Genomic DNA, 18,839 nt, shown 5'->3' on the forward strand with positions numbered 1-18,839 from the left:
TTCCAAAGCTTAGGGCTTATAGATTGGCGATATCATCGATAGGTTCAGCAAAAGCCTCATACAGCTGTTCACCGCCTAATTGGCGGCAGTAACGTAAAGTAAGGGGCTCTGCGTGATTCACTGTAAGTTCAATACTGTTGATGCAATCGACCAGATCAGATTGCTGCTGCTTTTCTAATTGCAGCTCAAATTGCAGTGATTCACGATACAAGGTATCTGGGAGGTGGAGCTTGAGTTTTCGTCTTAGCTCGCGGTAACTGTGCAGTAAGGCTTCTGAGCGTCCAAGGCATTCTTCAACCTTGTGCCAGTCCTGTTCTTGAAAGCAAACCTGCTGCTCATCAAGCCATTTAAGCAGCAGGAGTAGGTTAACGTTACCTTTGAAATGATTTTGCAGATGGAGGCACGCCTCTTTTACTTCTCGCACACTGTAATACTGCAAGCTAAATTGCCACAACCGTTCCAGTGTTAAAGAAATAGCGACGTGCTTTGAACTCATTGGCTATTGAACTCCTGCTCCATATTCTCTAGCTCTTCTTGCAGAGCCATCCATTCCATTTCGACATCTTCTAGCTCACTTTTGCTATTGGCCTGAATAGCTAACACTTCGTTAAGTTTAGCTTTATTTTCGGCATCATAAAGTGAGTTATCTGATAATTGCGTTTCTGCTTCCGCAAGTTTAACGCCCAACTTATCCATTTTTTCTTCAAGTTTTGTCAGGTTTTTGCGAATTGGTGCCGTTTGCTTACGGAACTCGGCTTCACGACGTTTTTGATCTTTCTTTGCCGCCGCGCTATTCACAGAGCTCTTTTCAGGTTGCAGAGCTTGAGCCTCTCGGCGCTCGGCTTTTTGTTGTTCCGTCAGCCACTTGTAGTAGTCAGCTAGGTCGCCATCAAATGGTGCAACTTGGCGGTCATGCACAAGATACAGATCATCTGTGGTTGCACGTAACAAGTAGCGGTCGTGCGAAACAATCACCATGGCACCTTCAAAGGTTTGTAGGGCCATCGTGAGCGCTTGGCGCATATCCAAGTCAAGGTGGTTAGTTGGTTCATCGAGGAGCAGCAGATTAGGCTTTTGCCACACGATTAAAGCCAGTACTAGTCGCGCTTTCTCACCACCAGAAAACGGTGCGACTTTTTCTAGCGCCTTTTCGCCTTGGAAGCCAAAACTGCCTAGATAGTTACGCAGTTCAAGCTCGTTCTTATCTGGGGCGATTTGCATCATATGTTGCAGTGGTGTTTCTTCAGGGTGCAGCGTTTCCAACTGGTGCTGAGCAAAGTAGCCAATCTTGACGCCTTGTGAGTAGGTTAAGTCGCCGCCCTGAGGAATAAGTTCACGCGAGAGCAATTTGATGAGCGTTGATTTACCTGCACCATTGCGACCTAGCAGACCAATGCGACTACCAGGGACTAGGTTAAGGCGAATCTTTTCTAAAATCAGATTGTCACCATAGCCCGCCGACACTTCATCCATCATGATGATTGGGTTTGGCAAGGCCTCGGGATCGCGGAACTGGAAACTGAATGGGTTATCAAGCTGAGCAGGTAGCACTTTTTCCATACGCTCAAGAGCTTTGATGCGGCTTTGTGCTTGGCGAGCTTTTGAGGCTTTATAGCGGAAGCGGTCGATATAGCTTTGCATATGCGACATTTGCTTTTGCTGCTTTTCAAATTGAGCTTGCTGCAAGATAAGCTTTTGCGCGCGCTGATCTTCAAACGAAGAGTAGTTACCCGTGTACTCATTGAGTTGCTGGTTTTCGACATGAATAACGCGACCGACGATAGGATCTAGGAAATCACGGTCGTGAGAGATAAGGACAAGCGTGCCAGGGTAGTTCTGTAGCCAGCGTTCGAGCCACATAACAGCATCAAGATCTAAGTGGTTGGTTGGCTCATCGAGTAGCAAAAGATCGGAGCGACAAAGTAGTGCTTGTGCAAGGTTAAGGCGCATACGCCAACCACCAGAAAACTGAGTGAGGTTCCAGCTCATCTGATCTTGGCTAAAGCCTAAACCATCGAGTAGCTCTGCGGCGCGTGCGCGAATACTGTAGCCACCAATGGTTTCAATCTTGCCATGGATTTCGGCGACTAAAGTGCCTTTGTCCTGTTGCTCTGCCGTCTCCAGCTCTGATTCTAAGCGGCGGTATTCACGGTCACCATCAATGACATACTCAATCGCACTACGCTCCAGTGCAGGGGTTTCCTGTGCCACCCAAGCCATTTCCCAGTGCGCCGGCTTACTGAAGTTACCCGCGTCAATAGAGAGTTCGTCTTTGATCAGGGCGAATAGGGTTGATTTACCACAACCGTTTTTGCCGACTAGACCGACTTTATCGCCTGGATGAATGGTTGCCGAAGCTTGATCTAGAAGTGGTTTGCCACCTCGAAGAAGCTGGATGCCAGAGAAGGTAATCATAATCTTTTGCTTTGTCTTTGCTCGTATTGCGACGAATAGTAGGGTAGTTAACGAGTTATGTCGATCGTTGCGTTATTGCCACTAACAACGTATAACAAACTGATAACGATAAATGGCAATAAAAACAGTCATAACTGGCTATTCATAACATTAAGGATTGCTGTCGAAGGAATGCAGAGTTTATCATCCGACAAGCCTAAAGTGTTGGTGCTTTACGCCCATCCAGAGTCACAAACTTCTGTGGCTAATCAAATGATGATCAAGAAGATTGAATCGCTTGATCACGTCCACGTGCACGATCTTTATGCACACTACCCAGATTTTTTTATTGATGTTCCGGCTGAGCAGCAATTGCTTGAAGAACACGATGTGATTGTGTTCCACCATCCTCTTTATATGTACTCTTGCCCCGCTTTGCTTAAAGAGTGGTTCGATCGCGTTCTCGGTAAGGGGTTCGCCTACGGCAAGGGAGAAGCGCTGAAAGGAAAATACTGGCGCAGCGTGATTACCACCGGAGGCAAAGAAGAAGCTTTTGGGCGCTCCGGTTACAACCGCTATCCGCTCGATGAAATTCTGCAGCCGTTTGAGCTTACTGCAGCGTTGTGTCAGATGGAGTGGATTGAGCCGTTGGTGCTCTATTGGGCGCGTAATGTCAGTGAAATGGAACGCTATCAACATGCAGAGACCTATCGTCAATGGCTGAATAATCCATTGCTAACCTATACTGAACAAGTAGTAGGGGGTGGGAATGGCGCTTGAAAGTGATTTTCTCCAGAGTAGTGTGATCTTTCTAACGGCTGCGGTAATTGCCGTGCCGATTGCTCAGCGATTGGGTCTTGGCTCAGTGCTGGGCTATTTGCTTGCGGGCGTTGCTATTGGTCCTTGGGGGCTAGGGTTAATCCGCGATGTTGAAGCCATTCTCCATTTTGCTGAGTTTGGTGTCGTCCTGCTGCTGTTTCTGATCGGTTTGGAACTGAATCCGAAAAAGCTCTTACAAATGAAAGGCCCCATATTAGGGCTTGGCGGGGCGCAAGTTGTTGTCACTACTTTAGTTTTGTCATGTGTTGCTTATCTGGCAGGAACATCTTGGCAAACCAGTCTTGTGATTGGCATGGGCTTAGCGCTTTCTTCTACGGCCATTGCCCTGCGAGTTATCGAAGAGCAAGGGCTAGCTGGTGGCGAGACCGGACAGTCTGGTTTTGCGGTTCTGCTATTCCAAGATATTGCGGTCATTCCTATGCTCGCGATTCTTCCTGTTCTAGCTGGTAATACTGCAGGTAACTGGCTTGATGCGTTGTGGATGCTAGGTGGTGTCGGCGGGTTGCTGGTTGGTGGTCATTTCCTACTAAGACCTCTATTTCGTTATGTAGTGCTCAGTGGCGTTAGAGAGCTGTTTACAGTCGCGGCACTGTTGTTGGTCATTGGCATTGCCCTGTTAATGAAACACCTTGGTCTATCCATGGCACTTGGTACCTTCTTGGCGGGCGTGTTACTCGCAGAAAGCGAATATCGTCATGAGCTTGAAATTGCCATCGAACCATTCAAAGGCTTACTGCTTGGTCTGTTCTTCATTGCCGTCGGTATGGCGGTCAACTTGGGACTATTGGCTTTAGAGCCTTTCACTGTATTAGCTGCCGTTGTCGGTTTAGTTATCGTTAAGGGATTGATTCTTTATCTTCTGGCACGACTTGCGGGCAGCAGCGCTAAAGCTCGCAGTAAGATGGCAGCAATACTTAGCCAAGGTGGTGAGTTTGCTTTCGTTATCTTTACTGCCGCAAGCAGCGAAGGCCTAATCAACCAAGAGCAAACCGCCTTTTTGTTGGTGGTAGTGAGCTTGTCTATGGTCACGACGCCGTTGCTACTGATGGCACAAAACAAATGGTATGCCCGTGGCTTAAACGCAGAATCCGTTGAGGCTCTGCGCAGTGATGTGATTAATAAGCAGCCAAGAGTCATCATCGCAGGCTTCGGTCGCTTTGGTCAGATCATTGGCCGTTTGATGTATGCCAACAAGATTAAAGTGACTGTCCTAGAAAGTGATGCCAGCCAGATCCAGTTGCTGCGTAAATATGGCTACAAAGTCTTTTATGGTGATGCAACTCAGCTTGATTTATTGCGTGCGGCGGGGGCAGATAAAGCAGAGGCCATGGTGATCTGTACTGATTCGCCAGACGAGATCATGCAAATAGTTGAGTTGTGCCAAACCCATTTCCCTGATTTGAAATTGCTGGCACGTGCTCGAAGTCGCGTCGAAGCTTATCAACTTCTGAGTCATGGGGTAGACAACTACTCACGAGAAACCTTCTTAGGTGCCTTAGATCTTGGTCGTCAAACCTTGATCAATTTAGGCATGCATCCGTATCAAGCAAAGCGAGCGGAAGCGCATTTTAGAAAGCTCGATAATGCTATGCTCAAAGAATTGCTGCCTCAGCACAATGATGATAAACAATTGGCCCAAAGAGCCAAAGAAGCCCGCAAAGAACTGGAAGAGATATTTGGTCGAGAGCTAGAGAGCGATCAACAAGCCAAAAACTTCTGGGATTAAACTAGTGAAACAAAACAGATGAAAAAAAGATTTATCGCAGGCGCCAGCTGCCCAAAGTGTTCAGCACAAGACACTTTGCGCTGGTGGATAGAGAATAATATTGAGTTAGTAGAATGTGTTGAATGTGGTCACCAAGACCAACGTCAGCCTCAGTCCGTTGAGAAAACAGAACATGGCGGTCAAGAAATGATCGGCATTTTTAAGCCCGATTGATTGTGTTTCTATAAATCATCCCCATAATACCCCCGTAGAAAGTTTATAGACCTTAGTTTGGGCTAAGGTCCTTTATTCTCCTTGGAGTAAATATGAAAATTGAAAAGAACGTAGTTGTAAGCCTTGCTTACCAAGTGAAATTGGAAGACGGTGTTGTTGTTGATCAGTCTACGGCTGATGCGCCACTAGATTACCTACACGGCAACAACAACCTAATCACTGGTCTTGAAACAGCACTAGAAGGTAAGGAAGCAGGCGCTAAGTTCTCTGTAACCGTTTCTCCAGAAGAAGCATACGGTGAGCACAACGACGCACTTGTACAACGTGTTCCTGCAAATGTATTCCAAGGTGTTGAGCAAATCGAAGTAGGTATGCGTTTTCTAGCGGATACTGACCAAGGCCCAATCCCTGTAGAAGTGACAGAAGTGGATGGCGACGAAGTAGTTGTTGATGGTAACCACATGCTTGCGGGTCAAACTCTGACTTTCGACGTTGAAGTTGTAGCGGTACGTGAAGCGACAGCGGAAGAAGTAGAGCACGGTCATGTTCACCAAGCTGGTGGCTGTGGTCACGACCACGATCACGAAGGTGGTTGTTGTGGTGGCGAAGGCCATGATCATGGTGAAGAGAAGAAAGATGGCTGCTGCGGTGGCGGTAGCTGCGGTTCTCACTAATCCGTTAGCTTAGAACTAGATTGTAAAAGGCGTTTCCCGCTGTACGGGAAACGCCTTTTTTGTTATTAACTTATCAGTCAACTCGTTGTTAGGAGAGCCGTCGATGACTCAACCATTCTCAATCGCCATTCATGGCGGAGCCGGAACTATATTACGTGATCAAATGAGCGAAGAGTTAAAGGCTTCTATCCTAGCTGACCTTGAAGCTTCGGTTTGCGCTGGGCATAGCATTCTAGCTCAGTCGGGTGATGCACTTGATGCGGTCGTTGCCGCGGTTAAAGTGCTCGAAGACTCACCTAATTTTAATGCAGGCAAGGGTTCTGTCTTAACTCATAAAGAGATGGTTGAAATGGACGCGTCTGTCATGCATGGCAAAGATAAAAATGCCGGTGCCGTTGCAGGTGTTCGTCATATTAAAAATCCTATCGAGCTTGCACGCGATGTGATGAACAAGAGCAACCATGTATTACTGATTGGTGAAGGGGCCGAGGAGTTTGCATTCGAGCATGGTTACGAGTTCACCGAGCAGGACTATTTTTTCACCGATCGTCGCTATGAGCAGCTGCTATCGATGAAAGAGAAAGGCTTGTTTGCTTTGTCGGAGTCTAAATACCCTGATGATAAGAAATACGGCACTGTAGGGGCGGTAGCACTGGATCAGCAAGGCAATCTTGCGGCGGCAACCAGCACTGGGGGCGTGACTAACAAGAAATATGGCAGGGTAGGTGACTCTTCGATCATCGGCGCTGGGACATTTGCTGAAAATGGCAATGTTGCTGTATCCACCACAGGAATGGGAGAGTTCTTCATTCGTCAAACTGTCGCGGGCGATGTTGCCGCAAGAATGCGTTACTTGAAAGAAGATTTAGCCACTGCATGTGAGACGATTATTCAAGGAGAGCTCAAAGAGATGGGCGGAGAAGGTGGTCTGATTGCCGTTGATGCCCAAGGACAGCTCCATTTTGCGATGAACAGCAGTGGCATGTACCGAGCAGGAATCGACGCAAATGGTCGCTTTAGCGTGAAAATCTACGCAGATGAGTAGCTAGTAAGCGACTTGAATCCAGCAAGTGTGCTATTAAGTCGCTGATATAATTCGACGTTAGCTGAGTCACCCCTTTATTTAAGCGGTATTACGCTTAGATGATTAAAAAATGACTGCAAGAAATGTGATTCAGTGCTAGAATCCATTTTTAACTAGCAACAGATACTGGAAAGATGGGAAATAACGTAGTCGTTCTGGGCACCCAATGGGGTGACGAAGGTAAAGGTAAAATTGTTGACCTTTTAACTGAAGATGCAAAGTATGTGGTTCGCTACCAAGGCGGTCACAACGCAGGTCACACTCTTGTAATTGACGGTGAAAAAACCGTTCTTCACTTAATTCCATCAGGCATCCTACGCGATAACGTAAAATGTGTTATCGGTAACGGCGTTGTACTATCGCCTGAAGCACTTCTTAAAGAAATGAAGCCTCTTGAAGCGCGTGGTATCCCGGTTCGTGAGCGTCTTTTCGTTTCTGAAGCTTGTCCTCTAATTCTTCCTTACCACATCGCTATCGACAACGCGCGTGAAATCGCTCGTGGTGCTAAAGCGATTGGTACAACTGGTCGTGGTATCGGTCCAGCTTACGAAGATAAAGTTGCTCGTCGCGGTCTTCGCGTTGGTGACCTTTTCGATAAAGAAATGTTCGCTGAGAAACTAAAAGAAGTGATGGAATTCCATAACTTCCAACTAGAGCACTTCTACAAAGCTGAAACAGTAAGCTACGATGAAGTTCTTGAGCAGTGCATGGGTTACGCTGACCTACTAACCTCTATGGTTATGGACGTAACTGACGAACTAGACGCAGCACGTAAGCGCGGCGACAAGGTTATGTTCGAAGGTGCTCAAGGTACTCTACTAGACATCGACCACGGTACTTACCCATACGTAACTTCATCTAACACGACTGCTGGTGGTGTTGCTGCAGGTTCTGGTTTTGGTCCTCGTCACATCGGTTACATCCTTGGTATTACTAAGGCTTACTGTACTCGCGTTGGTTCAGGTCCATTCCCAACTGAGCTTTACGATGGTCTAGACAAGCAAGACCCAGTAGGTAAGCACCTAGGTGATGTTGGCCACGAGTTTGGTGCAACAACAGGTCGTCTACGTCGTACAGGTTGGTTCGATGCAGTGGCAATGCGCCGTGCAATCCAAATCAACTCTCTAACTGGTATGTGTCTGACTAAACTAGACGTTCTTGATGGTCTTAAAGAGATCAAGATTTGTACTGGTTACAAGATGAAAGATGGCTCTATCCTAGAAGTTTCTCCAATGGCTGCAGAATCATTCGAAGAAGCGACGCCAATCTACGAAACTATGCCAGGTTGGTCTGAGACAACATTTGGTGCTAAGTCTCTAGACGCGCTTCCACAAGCAGCTCTAGATTACATCAAGCGTATCGAAGAGCTAACGGGTGTACCTGTAGACATCATTTCTACTGGTCCAGACCGTAACGAAACAATCATTAAGGTTCACCCTTACCAGGCTTAATCTTTGATTGTTCAGCAATTTTATAAACCGGCGTCTATCGCCGGTTTTTTTATAACCAATTTTTCTTGCGATTCCCTTAACTTACGGCAACAATTTGCCATAGAACGGCAATTTTGATTAAAGAGTTAGCATTGATTGCCGATACTAGTATCAAGCTTGCCGTGTTTGCGGCAAATCTGATGTTGACGAAAAAGCATCAATGGTCGAAGTTAAGAGTGCAGAAAATGAAGCTAAGAAAATTAGCTGCTTCGATGGTGTTGGCGTTAAGTGCCTCATGGGTACAGGCAAATGAGTTGCCTGATATCGGTGAGCCAATACCTATATATACCGAAGCCGAACTAATTAAACTCATCAACAACAACCAACATTTAGAGCGTGTAAAAGCCGATAACTGTCAGCTTGTTGAAGATATTGTGGCTCGTGCGACTCGAATCAGCTTACCTGCGTATGAATTTTTATACGGAGATATGTTGGCGTGGGGAGTGTGTGTCAATCAAGATGTAGAGCTAGGTCTCTACTACATGGAAAATGCTGCCCACCAAGGTTTGCCGGCTGCTCTAGAGCAGATTGGTCGTTATTACTCACGTGGTACCTTAGTTCAGCAAGATAAAGAGCGCGCGATTCCTTACTTGCGTGAAGCGGCGGCTATGGGCAATCTCAATGCGCGTATTCACTTAGCAGAGCTGCTGCTACGTGATTATGGTAGTCCGCTTGACTATGAAGATGCCTATCGCTGGCTATATAACTCGGTCACGGCTGATCAGCGGGTACACAAACGCATTAGTGTGCTAAGGCAAGGCTTAGAGAGGCGTATGCCTCAGAACATTATCGCCAGAGCGAAAAAGCGCGATACCTTCTGGTAACAGCTAAAAAGTTTAACAGCACCTGACTTACTGCACTCGGTCGGTTGCGAAAATACAAAAATGCCCAGCACTTGCTGGGCATTGCTATTATGAGCCTGCGGTTATTGGACCACTTCACCAGATTTAATCACTGTCTCGCGAACCACTTTAGTGAACTCAAGTGCTTCTTTGCGAATCGCTTCTTCATCGACAGTGAGCATTTCGCGATCTTGCATCAGTACGTTTCCATCAACAATAGAGTGACGTACATTGCCTGAGTTTGCTGAGTAAACCAAAGCCGAGTACGGGTTATAGACTGGCACCATGTTTGGTGCTTTAGTGTCGATGACAATGATATCTGCCAGTTTACCAGCTTCAAGGGAACCGATTTTGTCTTCCATATGCAGTGCTTTGGCCGCACCCATGGTCGCCATATCAATTACTTTGATTGGTGGCATTGCCGCGCGATCTTTGTTAACCAGTTTATGTACTTTAGCCACTTGGTTGAATTCATCAATAGTACTCAAAGTGTTGCCTGACATTGGCCCATCAGTACCTAAGCCAATACGAACTTCTTCATCGTACATCTTAAGAGCAGGAGAAACGCCTTTTGCAGATTTAATGTTGGCGCTCATGTTATGTGCGACACCCATATCTGCTTCTTTCACCAGTTTGATGTCTTCATCATCAACTAAGATCATGTGAGCGCCAACTAGGTTTTTGTTCAGTGCGCCAATGCTATGCATGTATTGAACAGGCGATAGGCCATCAGAGCGTTCTGCGATTTTCTCTTCTTCACGGTGTGATTCCGCTAAGTGAATCATCACGGGCACATCGTGTTCAAGTGACAGCTTAGCCACTTTTTGCAGTGTTTCAGTGGTGTTCGTATATGGGGCGTGTGGCGCGAAAGCTGGTGTGATTCTCGGGTGGTCTTTGTACTCTTTGATAAAGTTAAGTGCGTACTGAATGCCTTCATCTGCGTTAGCAGCGTCAGCAACCGGGAACTTAATCACTGTTTCGCCCAATATGGCTCGCATGCCGATCTTATCGACGGTCTTTGCCACTTCATCTTCAAAATAGTACATGTCCGCGTAGGTGGTTACGCCACCTTTAACCATTTCGACGTTGCCAAGGTTTGCCCCGATACGGACCATATCTCGTGAAACAAGCTTAGCTTCTAGTGGGAAAATATAGCGGTGAAGTCGGTCAGGGACATCATCAGCTAGAGAACGAAATACCGTCATAGAGACGTGAGTATGGGTATTGATAAGGCCAGGCATAACAATATCGCCATCCACATCCAGTACTTTCTTCGCTTGGTATTGTTTCTCTAGGGATTGGTCACCAACTGCAATGATTTGATTACCCTTTACCACTACCGTTCCTTTTTCATACACGGTCTTATCTTGGTTCATAGTAAGAACCATGGCATCTGTGATCATTAAGTCCGCTTTCTCAGCAGCGGACGCCTGAAGCGAGAACAGACCAAGGCTAGCGATAGCCGAAGCGATTAAGGTACGTTTGATACTCATAGCAACACCTGTAGTAAAAGGAATAGTAAATTTTTCCTGAATCATACCCCCTTCTTTACTAGGTGCAATCGTTTGCCCAGTCAGTTGCAATGAAGTGTGATCTTTATCGTACGATGTTATGAGTTGTGAAGAGTCGAGATAAGTTATGAAAAATAGGTGGAAAAACTGCGAAATTAAAGCGACTTACCTGTAGCTTACCCCGCTAGTCAGATATACTAGTTTTAATTCCCCTCCTTTGTTAATTAGGCGCGCCTATGTCAGACAATATCCATAATGACCCATTTGCAGCTCGTGAATCGGAAAATTATGAAAACCCGATCCCAAGCCGTGAGTTTATTCTTGAGTTCCTCAGCCAAGCTGGCGTTCCGATGAACCGCAATGATCTCTTTGACGCTTTAAAGCTGAAAGGAGAAGATCATTACGAAGGCTTACGTCGTCGACTGCGCGCCATGGAGCGTGACGGGCAACTGGTCTTCACTCGCCGCCAATGCTACGCCTTACCAGAGAAACTGGAAATGGTGAAAGGCTATGTGATTGGTCATAAAGATGGTCATGGTTGGGTGCGTCCCGAAGGAAGCGTCGGCAAAGATAACGATATCGTACTTCCTCATCACCAAATGAAAAACATCATCCATGGTGACTATGTATTAGTTCAACCAACTGAGAACTCAAAGCGAGGCCGAAAGGAAGGGCGCTTAGTTCGTGTACTTGAAGAGCGCGTCACGCAAATCGTTGGTCGCTTCTTTATGGAATATGGTTACTCATATGTGGTGCCAGATGACTCGCGCATTAGCCAAGACATCTTGATCCCGAATGACCTACGTGCAGGGGCGCGTATGGGGAATGTCGTGGTGATTGAAATTACGGATCGTGGCTCTCGTTCTCGCGGTATGATGGGTAAAGTGGTTGAAGTCTTAGGTGAAAACATGGCACCAGGGATGGAGACACAAATTGCGATCCGTACTCACCAAATTCCTCACGAGTGGCCTGAAGCAGTCGATAAGCAAATCGAAGGACTTGGTGAAGAAGTACCGGAAGAGGCAAAAGTTGGTAGGGTAGACCTACGCGAACTGCCACTCGTGACTATCGATGGCGAAGATGCTCGTGACTTTGACGACGCTGTTTTCTGTGAGAAAAAGAAAAGCGGTGGTTGGAGACTTTGGGTCGCTATTGCTGATGTCAGCTATTACGTTCGCCCAGACAGTGCACTGGATAAAGAAGCGATTAACCGTGGTAATTCGGTATACTTCCCATCGCAAGTGGTTCCAATGCTCCCGGAAGTATTATCTAACGGCTTATGTTCTCTTAACCCACAAGTCGATCGTCTGTGTATGGTGTGTGAGATGACCATCTCCGAGACGGGTAAGTTATCTGGCTATAAGCACTACGAAGCGGTGATGAACTCTCATGCTCGCCTGACCTATAACAAGGTACACCATATCCTTGAAGGGGATGAAGAGCTGCGCCAAAGATACGAACCACTCGTTCCTCACCTAGAAGAGCTGCATAAGATGTATAAAGTGCTTAAGCATGCTCGTGACAATCGTGGTGCGATTGAATTTGAAACGGTGGAAACCAAGTTCATCTTCAACGCGGAGCGTAAGATTGACAGTATTGAACCTGTGATTCGCAACGATGCGCATAAGATTATTGAAGAGTGTATGATCTTAGCCAATATCGCTTCTGCTTCTTTGGTCGAAAAAGCAAAAGAACCGGCACTCTACCGAATTCACGAATCTCCGGGTGAACTCCGTCTGCAAGGTTTCCGTGACTTCTTGGGTGAGTTAGGTCTGCACTTAAATGGTGGTTTAGAGCCATCGCCAACCGATTACGCTGACTTAGTTAAGCAAATTGGCGAGCGTCAAGACAAAGAGCTGATTCAAACCATGCTGTTGCGTTCGATGAAGCAAGCGGTCTACAACGCAGATAACTGCGGCCACTTTGGCTTGGCACTAAAACGCTACGCGCACTTTACCTCGCCTATTCGTCGCTACCCAGACTTGCTATTGCATCGCGCGATTAAATATCTAATTGCCAAAGAAAATGGCACATTGAAAGATCGCTGGACACCAACCGGTGGTTGCCACTATTCATTTGATGACATGGACTTCTACGGTGAACAATGTTCGATGACTGAGCGTCGCGCCGATGATGCGACTCGCGAAGTTTCTGATTGGCTCAAATGTGAATACATGCAAGACCATGTTGGTGAGGAACTCGAAGGCGTTATCGCCAATGTTACTGGTTTTGGTTTCTTCGTTCGTCTTAGCGATCTGCATATTGACGGTTTGGTGCATATTTCAGCGCTGGCGAATGACTACTATCAATTTGACCCTATTGGTCAGAGACTTATCGGTGAAAGCTTTGGTGCTATCTATCGATTAGGTGATGCAGTGAAAGTCAAAGTGCTTTCCGTTAATCTCGATGATCGTCAAATTGACTTTGAATTAGTCGAAACAAGTCGTAAGCTACGCGGCGAAGGGAAGACGGCTAAGAAGCGCGCGGCAGAGGCGAAAAGAAAAGCCAAAGAGAAAAAACGCGCCGCAACCAAAGGTGGCAAAGCAGGCCGTAAAGCCAGCCCTGACGTTGAACCAACCAAACGTCCGGAGCCGTCAGAGTCAGGAACAGGCAAGAAGCCGAAAGTGACTAAGGCGCGTAAAAAAAAGCCGGGCGCAAAACCTAAGAAAGCCAAGCGTACTAAGAAAGCTGCGCAGTAAGAATTTAACCCAACAGGTTTTTAAATGAGTAACGAATTTATCTATGGTATCCACGCTGTAAAAGCAGTACTAGAGCGTGAACCAGAGCGTTTCATTGAAGCGTTCGTATTAAAAGGTCGTCAAGATGACCGTCTAATGCCGATTCTGAATGAGCTACAAGTGTGTGGTGTTTCAATTCAGCAGATGACTCGTAAAACGTTAGATGACAAAGCTCGTGGGGCTAACCATCAAGGTATTATGGCGCGTGTTAAGCCCGCTAAACAGCTTAATGAAAATGACTTAGATGACATTCTTGCTAAGCATGAGTCACCACTACTGTTAGTTCTTGATGGTGTCACAGACCCGCACAACCTAGGTGCTTGTCTACGTAACGCTGATGCAGCGGGTGTTGCCGCGGTTATTGTACCGAAAGACAAATCAGCAAACATTACTGCGACAGTCAGTAAAGTAGCTTGTGGCGCAGCAGAGACTGTACCTTTGGTTCGCGTGACTAACCTAGCTCGCACTATGCGTGCGTTGCAAGAGCAGGGCGTGTGGTTTGTTGGTACAGCCGGTGAAGCGACACACGACATATACCAAGCAAAGCTAACAGGTTCGCTAGCTATCGTCATGGGCGCAGAAGGTGACGGTATGCGCCGCCTGACTCGCGAAACTTGTGATGACTTAATCAAGATCCCAATGGCAGGCAGTGTCTCAAGCCTAAACGTCTCTGTTGCATCAGGCGTATGCCTATTTGAAGCGGTGCGCCAGCGCTTAGCTTAACGTGTAGGAACGCTGCGCTCCTAGATAACGGGAGCGCTACGCTAATGGAAAACTGGAGTTGACCACCTAAACCAGAGTGGTCAACTTTAGCTCTCTAGCTCTCTAGCTCTCTAGCTCTCTAGCTCTCCGTAGGACGAAGTCCGTTCCCCCATCCCTAATCCCCATTCCCTCTTGTCCGTTTATTTTTCAAACAGCACTTGCAAGTAAAACTGTGATCTGTATAATGCGTCGCACTGGTTAAGCCAGTTGTGAACCAATGAGCGAAGAGGAGCTGATTTATCTCTTTGATATTTCAGGTAATGTAGACTCAGCTTATGTTCGCGGTTAATACAATTAGCTACTTATTCTTCGGAATAACTATCCCCAGACGTGATTCTGGTATGTAGGGGTAGTTAATCGAAAATTAACTGACAATACTTCCTAATCTTGGAAGTTACGGTTTCACATAAATCAATCGGCATTCTCTCGTCTTTACGAGTTTGAGTGGCGATATTGTTTGTGTAATTTTTAATATTGGAGCTCTGTCTCATGCAGAACCAACGTATCCGTATCCGCCTAAAAGCTTTCGATTACAAACTAATCGATGCTTCTACAGCGGAAATCGTTGAAACAGCTAAGCGCACTGGCGCACAGGTTCGTGGTCCAATCCCACTACCTACTCGTAAAGAGCGTTTCACAGTTCTTATCTCTCCACACGTTAACAAGAAAGCACGTGACCAGTACGAAATCCGTACTCACAAGCGTCTAATCGACATCGTTGAGCCAACAGACAAAACTGTTGATGCTCTAATGCGTCTAGACCTTGCTGCGGGCGTTGACGTTCAAATTAGCCTAGGTTAAGGGAGATTAGAAGAATGATTGGTCTAATCGGTCGTAAAGTGGGCATGACCCGCGTATTTACTGAAGAAGGCGTTTCTATCCCAGTAACTGTTGTTGAGGTTGAAGCTAACCGTGTTTCTCAAGTTAAAACTCTTGAGACAGATGGCTACGCTGCAATCCAGGTTACTACTGGTGCTAAGAAAGCTAACCGCGTAACTAAGCCAGAAGCAGGTCACTTTGCTAAAGCAGGTGTTGAAGCTGGTCGTGGTCTTTGGGAATTCCGTTTGGAAAACGGTGAAGAGTTTGCAGTTGGCGCTGAGCTAACAGTTGAACTATTCAACGAAACAAAGAAAGTAGACGTTACTGGTACATCTAAGGGTAAAGGTTTCCAAGGCGCTGTTAAGCGTTGGAACTTCCGTACTCAAGATATGACTCACGGTAACTCATTGTCTCACCGTGCTCCTGGTTCTATTGGCCAATGTCAAACTCCAGGTCGCGTATTTAAAGGCAAGAAAATGGCAGGTCACATGGGTGCTGAGCGTGTAACGACTCAAAACCTAGAGATCGTACGTGTTGACGCTGAGCGCAATCTGCTTCTTATTAAAGGTGCAGTCCCAGGCGCAACTGGCGGTAACGTGATCGTTAAACCAGCTGTTAAAGCATAACGTCTCAGGAGTAAGTAATGGAACTAATGGTTAAAGGTGCTGATGCACTAACTGTTTCCGAAACTACTTTCGGACGTGAGTTTAACGAAGCTCTTGTACACCAAGTAGTTGTTGCGTACGCAGCAGGTGCTCGTCAAGGTACTCGTGCTCAGAAAACACGTTCAGAAGTTTCTGGCGGTGGCGCTAAGCCATGGCGTCAAAAAGGTACTGGCCGTGCACGTGCTGGTACAATCCGTAGCCCAATCTGGCGTACAGGTGGTGTTACTTTTGCTGCGAAACCACAAGATCACAGCCAAAAAGTAAACAAGAAAATGTACCGTGGTGCTATGAAGAGCATTCTTTCTGAGCTTGTTCGTCAAGAGCGTCTAATCGTTGTTGATAACTTCTCAGTAGAAGCACCAAAGACTAAAGAACTAGTTGCTAAGCTTAAAGAGCTTGAGCTAACTGACGCTTTAATCGTGACTAGCGAAGTAGATGAGAACCTATTCTTAGCTGCTCGTAACCTATACAAAGTTGACGCTCGTGACGTTGCTGGTATTGACCCAGTTTCTCTAATCGCGTTCGACAAAGTTGTAATTACTGCTGACGCAGTTAAACAAGTAGAGGAGATGCTAGCATGATCACTGAAGAGCGTATCCTAAAAGTTCTACGTGCACCGCACATCTCTGAAAAAGCAACTATGGCAGCTGAGAAAGCGAACACTATCGTTTTCAAAGTAGCTAAAGATGCAACTAAAAAAGAGATCAAAGCAGCTGTAGAAAAGCTATTTGAAGTTGAAGTTAAGTCTGTAAATACTCTTATCACTAAGGGTAAGACCAAACGTCAAGGTCTACGCCAAGGTCGCCGCAGCGACGTTAAGAAAGCGTACGTTACTTTGAAAGAAGGTCAAGATCTTGACTTCGTTGGCGGCGCGGAATAACAGGAGTAGTTAAGAATGGCTATTGTTAAATGTAAGCCGACTTCCCCTGGTCGTCGTCACGTTGTTAAAGTTGTTAACGCTGACCTACACAAGGGCAAGCCATACGCACCTCTTCTAGAGAAAAACTCTAAGAACGGTGGTCGTAACAACAACGGTCGTATCACAGTACGTCACATCGGCGGTGGTCACAAGCACCACTACCGTGTAATTGACTTCAAACGTACTAAAGACGGTATCCCAGCGAAAGTTGAGCGTCTTGAATATGATCCAAACCGTAGCGCTAACATCGCTCTAGTTCTGTACGCAGACGGTGAGCGTCGTTACATCCTAGCACCTAAAGGTGTTAACGCAGGTGATGCTATCCAGTCTGGTGTTGATGCACCAATCAAAGCTGGTAACACTCTACCAATGCGTAACATCCCAGTAGGTTCAACTGTACACAACGTTGAACTTAAGCCTGGTAAAGGTGGTCAGCTAGCTCGTTCGGCTGGTGCATATGCTCAAATCGTTGCTCGCGACGGTGCATACGTAACTATCCGTCTACGTTCTGGCGAAATGCGCAAAGTACTTTCTGAAGGCCGTGCAACAATCGGTGAAGTTGGTAACTCTGAGCACATGCTACGTGAACTTGGTAAAGCTGGTGCTAACCGCTGGCGCGGTGTTCGTCCTACCGTTCGCGGTGTGGTAATGAACCCGGTAGACCACCCACACGGTGGTGGTGAAGGTCGTACTTCTGGTGGCCGTCACCCAGTTTCACCATGGGGTCAGCCAACTAAAGGCTTCAAGACTCGTAAGAACAAACGCACTGACAAGTACATCGTACGTCGTCGTAACAAGTAATCTATATAAAGAGGAATCGCCATGCCACGTTCTCTCAAGAAAGGTCCATTTATTGACCTACACTTGCTGAAGAAGGTAGAGAAAGCGGTGGAAAGCGGAGACAAAAAGCCTATTAAGACTTGGTCCCGTCGTTCAATGATCATCCCTACGATGATCGGTTTGACCATCGCTGTCCATAATGGTCGTCAGCACGTACCAGTATTCGTAACCGAAGAAATGATCGGTCACAAACTGGGCGAATTCGCACCAACACGTACTTACCGCGGCCATGTCGTGGATAAGAAAGCTAAGAAGCGTTAAGGAGTAGATGATGGAAGCATTAGCTAAACATAACTTTGCTCGCATTTCGCCTCAGAAAGCTCGCTTAGTTGCGGATCAAATTCGTGGAAAATCTGTAGACCAGGCTCTAGAAATTCTAACGTTCAGCAACAAAAAAGCTGCTGATCTAATCAAGAAAGTTCTTGAGTCAGCTATCGCTAACGCGGAGCACAATGAAGGCGCAGATATTGACGATCTAAATGTCGCAAAAATCTTCGTAGATGAAGGCCCTATCATGAAGCGTATTATGCCTCGTGCTAAAGGTCGTGCGGATCGTATCTTGAAGCGTTCAAGCCACATCACTGTTGTTGTAGCAGATCGCTAAGAGACTAGGAGAGTAAGCAATGGGTCAAAAAGTACATCCTAATGGTATTCGTCTAGGCATCGTTAAGCCTTGGAATGCTACATGGTTTGCTAACACCAAAGATTTCGCTGACAACCTAGACGGCGACTTCAAGGTACGTCAGTTCCTTACAAGTGAACTGAAAAAAGCATCTCTTTCACGCATCGTTATCGAGCGTCCAGCTAAGAGCATCCGTGTGACTATTCACACTGCTCGTCCTGGCGTTGTAATCGGTAAGAAAGGTGAAGACGTAGAAAAACTACGCACAGCTGTAGCTAAAATTGCAGGTGTACCAGCGCAAATCAACATCGCTGAAGTACGTAAGCCTGAACTTGATGCACAGCTTGTAGGTGATAGCATCGCGTCTCAGCTAGAGCGTCGTGTTATGTTCCGTCGTGCTATGAAGCGCGCGGTACAAAACGCTATGCGTCTAGGCGCTAAAGGTATCAAAGTAGAAGTAAGCGGTCGTCTAGGCGGCGCTGAAATTGCACGTTCTGAGTGGTATCGTGAAGGCCGTGTGCCTCTACACACTCTACGTGCTGACATTGATTACGCAACTTCTTCGGCTCACACTCAATACGGTGTGATCGGCATTAAAGTTTGGATCTTCAAAGGTGAGATTCTAGGCGGTATGCCAGCAGCTAACGCTGTAGAGCCTAAAGGCGACAAGCCTAAGAAGCAGCGTAAAGGCCGTAAGTAA

Annotated in this window: 20 protein-coding genes; 17 read left to right on the forward strand and 3 right to left on the reverse strand. The window is 46.6% G+C overall.

Annotated elements, in window-relative coordinates; all coding sequences use genetic code 11:
• Positions 1 to 16: 16 nt before the first annotated feature.
• Positions 17 to 496, reverse strand: coding sequence for a TIGR02444 family protein (locus tag IX91_RS01080; RefSeq protein ID WP_004745855.1), 480 nt, complete (start codon positions 494 to 496; stop codon positions 17 to 19).
• Entirely contained in the window at positions 493 to 2,415 is a 1,923-nt protein-coding gene (locus IX91_RS01085; protein WP_004745856.1) for an ABC transporter ATP-binding protein, read from the reverse strand. The genes IX91_RS01080 and IX91_RS01085 overlap by 4 nt, the downstream gene beginning before the upstream one ends.
• Before the next feature lie 171 nt (positions 2,416 to 2,586).
• On the opposite strand from IX91_RS01085, the gene kefG reads away from it, so the two are divergent.
• The 7 genes from kefG to motX all read left to right on the forward strand — a co-directional run bounded on the left by kefG (position 2,587) and on the right by motX (position 9,245).
• A complete protein-coding gene (gene kefG / locus IX91_RS01090) occupies positions 2,587 to 3,174 on the forward strand; it encodes a glutathione-regulated potassium-efflux system ancillary protein KefG (RefSeq protein ID WP_004745857.1) in 588 nt (195 codons plus the stop codon).
• Entirely contained in the window at positions 3,164 to 4,960 is a 1,797-nt protein-coding gene (gene kefB, locus IX91_RS01095) for a glutathione-regulated potassium-efflux system protein KefB (protein ID WP_004745858.1), read from the forward strand. Before kefG ends, kefB begins: the two co-directional genes overlap by 11 nt.
• An 18-nt stretch (positions 4,961 to 4,978) precedes the next feature.
• Positions 4,979 to 5,173 (forward strand): YheV family putative zinc ribbon protein, encoded by a 195-nt coding sequence (locus IX91_RS01100; RefSeq protein WP_004745859.1) that lies wholly within the window; start codon positions 4,979 to 4,981, stop codon positions 5,171 to 5,173.
• A 92-nt stretch (positions 5,174 to 5,265) separates the two neighbouring features.
• A complete protein-coding gene (gene slyD, locus IX91_RS01105) occupies positions 5,266 to 5,847 on the forward strand; it encodes a peptidylprolyl isomerase (protein ID WP_004745860.1) in 582 nt (193 codons plus the stop codon).
• A 103-nt stretch (positions 5,848 to 5,950) separates the two neighbouring features.
• A complete protein-coding gene (locus tag IX91_RS01110; RefSeq protein WP_004745862.1) occupies positions 5,951 to 6,892 on the forward strand; it encodes an isoaspartyl peptidase/L-asparaginase family protein in 942 nt (313 codons plus the stop codon).
• Between the two features lie 173 nt (positions 6,893 to 7,065).
• Entirely contained in the window at positions 7,066 to 8,382 is a 1,317-nt protein-coding gene (locus IX91_RS01115) for an adenylosuccinate synthase (protein ID WP_004745865.1), read from the forward strand.
• Between the two features lie 224 nt (positions 8,383 to 8,606).
• Positions 8,607 to 9,245 (forward strand): flagellar protein MotX, encoded by a 639-nt coding sequence (gene motX / locus IX91_RS01120; protein ID WP_004745868.1) that lies wholly within the window; start codon positions 8,607 to 8,609, stop codon positions 9,243 to 9,245.
• A gap of 101 nt (positions 9,246 to 9,346) precedes the next feature.
• Here the strand turns inward: motX and IX91_RS01125 are convergent, their stop codons facing one another.
• Positions 9,347 to 10,756 carry an amidohydrolase gene (locus IX91_RS01125; protein WP_038197115.1) on the reverse strand — a complete coding sequence of 470 codons (1,410 nt, stop codon included), beginning with the start codon at positions 10,754 to 10,756 and terminating at the stop codon, positions 9,347 to 9,349.
• A 254-nt stretch (positions 10,757 to 11,010) separates the two neighbouring features.
• Between IX91_RS01125 and rnr the strand changes: the two genes are divergently transcribed.
• The 10 genes from rnr (at position 11,011) to rpsC (ending at position 18,839) form a co-directional block, all read left to right on the forward strand.
• Positions 11,011 to 13,473 carry a ribonuclease R gene (gene rnr, locus IX91_RS01130; protein ID WP_004745871.1) on the forward strand — a complete coding sequence of 821 codons (2,463 nt, stop codon included), beginning with the start codon at positions 11,011 to 11,013 and terminating at the stop codon, positions 13,471 to 13,473.
• Positions 13,474 to 13,497: 24 nt separating this feature from the next.
• Positions 13,498 to 14,235 carry a 23S rRNA (guanosine(2251)-2'-O)-methyltransferase RlmB gene (gene rlmB / locus IX91_RS01135; RefSeq protein ID WP_004745872.1) on the forward strand — a complete coding sequence of 246 codons (738 nt, stop codon included), beginning with the start codon at positions 13,498 to 13,500 and terminating at the stop codon, positions 14,233 to 14,235.
• A gap of 528 nt (positions 14,236 to 14,763) precedes the next feature.
• Complete coding sequence (rpsJ, locus tag IX91_RS01140; RefSeq protein ID WP_004410492.1) at positions 14,764 to 15,075, forward strand: 30S ribosomal protein S10; 312 nt, start codon at positions 14,764 to 14,766, stop codon at positions 15,073 to 15,075.
• A 14-nt stretch (positions 15,076 to 15,089) separates the two neighbouring features.
• Positions 15,090 to 15,719, forward strand: a complete 630-nt coding sequence (rplC, locus tag IX91_RS01145; protein WP_004745874.1) for a 50S ribosomal protein L3 — start codon at positions 15,090 to 15,092, stop codon at positions 15,717 to 15,719.
• A gap of 17 nt (positions 15,720 to 15,736) precedes the next feature.
• Positions 15,737 to 16,339 (forward strand): 50S ribosomal protein L4, encoded by a 603-nt coding sequence (gene rplD, locus IX91_RS01150; protein WP_004745875.1) that lies wholly within the window; start codon positions 15,737 to 15,739, stop codon positions 16,337 to 16,339.
• A complete protein-coding gene (gene rplW / locus IX91_RS01155) occupies positions 16,336 to 16,638 on the forward strand; it encodes a 50S ribosomal protein L23 (RefSeq protein WP_004398471.1) in 303 nt (100 codons plus the stop codon). Before rplD ends, rplW begins: the two co-directional genes overlap by 4 nt.
• Positions 16,639 to 16,653: 15 nt before the next feature.
• A complete protein-coding gene (rplB, locus tag IX91_RS01160) occupies positions 16,654 to 17,478 on the forward strand; it encodes a 50S ribosomal protein L2 (protein ID WP_004410474.1) in 825 nt (274 codons plus the stop codon).
• Between the two features lie 21 nt (positions 17,479 to 17,499).
• Positions 17,500 to 17,778, forward strand: coding sequence for a 30S ribosomal protein S19 (gene rpsS, locus IX91_RS01165; protein ID WP_004745876.1), 279 nt, complete (start codon positions 17,500 to 17,502; stop codon positions 17,776 to 17,778).
• A 10-nt stretch (positions 17,779 to 17,788) separates the two neighbouring features.
• Positions 17,789 to 18,121 (forward strand): 50S ribosomal protein L22, encoded by a 333-nt coding sequence (gene rplV, locus IX91_RS01170; protein ID WP_004745877.1) that lies wholly within the window; start codon positions 17,789 to 17,791, stop codon positions 18,119 to 18,121.
• Between the two features lie 19 nt (positions 18,122 to 18,140).
• Positions 18,141 to 18,839, forward strand: coding sequence for a 30S ribosomal protein S3 (rpsC, locus tag IX91_RS01175; RefSeq protein WP_004745879.1), 699 nt, complete (start codon positions 18,141 to 18,143; stop codon positions 18,837 to 18,839).

The organism is Vibrio tubiashii ATCC 19109 (assembly GCF_000772105.1).
GTDB lineage: Bacteria > Pseudomonadota > Gammaproteobacteria > Enterobacterales > Vibrionaceae > Vibrio > Vibrio tubiashii.

Coding starts and splice junctions, on each gene's coding strand:
- slyD (WP_004745860.1), top strand. CDS start 5,266: ATGAAAATTGAAAAGAACGTAGTTGTAAGCCTTGCTTACCAAGTGAAA.
- rplW (WP_004398471.1), top strand. CDS start 16,336: ATGATCACTGAAGAGCGTATCCTAAAAGTTCTACGTGCACCGCACATC.
- rplV (WP_004745877.1), top strand. CDS start 17,789: ATGGAAGCATTAGCTAAACATAACTTTGCTCGCATTTCGCCTCAGAAA.
- rpsC (WP_004745879.1), top strand. CDS start 18,141: ATGGGTCAAAAAGTACATCCTAATGGTATTCGTCTAGGCATCGTTAAG.
- rplB (WP_004410474.1), top strand. CDS start 16,654: ATGGCTATTGTTAAATGTAAGCCGACTTCCCCTGGTCGTCGTCACGTT.
- motX (WP_004745868.1), top strand. CDS start 8,607: ATGAAGCTAAGAAAATTAGCTGCTTCGATGGTGTTGGCGTTAAGTGCC.
- rlmB (WP_004745872.1), top strand. CDS start 13,498: ATGAGTAACGAATTTATCTATGGTATCCACGCTGTAAAAGCAGTACTA.
- IX91_RS01125 (WP_038197115.1), bottom strand. CDS start 10,756: ATGAGTATCAAACGTACCTTAATCGCTTCGGCTATCGCTAGCCTTGGT.
- rplD (WP_004745875.1), top strand. CDS start 15,737: ATGGAACTAATGGTTAAAGGTGCTGATGCACTAACTGTTTCCGAAACT.
- IX91_RS01100 (WP_004745859.1), top strand. CDS start 4,979: ATGAAAAAAAGATTTATCGCAGGCGCCAGCTGCCCAAAGTGTTCAGCA.
- IX91_RS01080 (WP_004745855.1), bottom strand. CDS start 496: ATGAGTTCAAAGCACGTCGCTATTTCTTTAACACTGGAACGGTTGTGG.
- kefG (WP_004745857.1), top strand. CDS start 2,587: ATGCAGAGTTTATCATCCGACAAGCCTAAAGTGTTGGTGCTTTACGCC.
- IX91_RS01110 (WP_004745862.1), top strand. CDS start 5,951: ATGACTCAACCATTCTCAATCGCCATTCATGGCGGAGCCGGAACTATA.
- rpsJ (WP_004410492.1), top strand. CDS start 14,764: ATGCAGAACCAACGTATCCGTATCCGCCTAAAAGCTTTCGATTACAAA.
- rnr (WP_004745871.1), top strand. CDS start 11,011: ATGTCAGACAATATCCATAATGACCCATTTGCAGCTCGTGAATCGGAA.
- kefB (WP_004745858.1), top strand. CDS start 3,164: ATGGCGCTTGAAAGTGATTTTCTCCAGAGTAGTGTGATCTTTCTAACG.
- IX91_RS01115 (WP_004745865.1), top strand. CDS start 7,066: ATGGGAAATAACGTAGTCGTTCTGGGCACCCAATGGGGTGACGAAGGT.
- rplC (WP_004745874.1), top strand. CDS start 15,090: ATGATTGGTCTAATCGGTCGTAAAGTGGGCATGACCCGCGTATTTACT.
- rpsS (WP_004745876.1), top strand. CDS start 17,500: ATGCCACGTTCTCTCAAGAAAGGTCCATTTATTGACCTACACTTGCTG.
- IX91_RS01085 (WP_004745856.1), bottom strand. CDS start 2,415: ATGATTACCTTCTCTGGCATCCAGCTTCTTCGAGGTGGCAAACCACTT.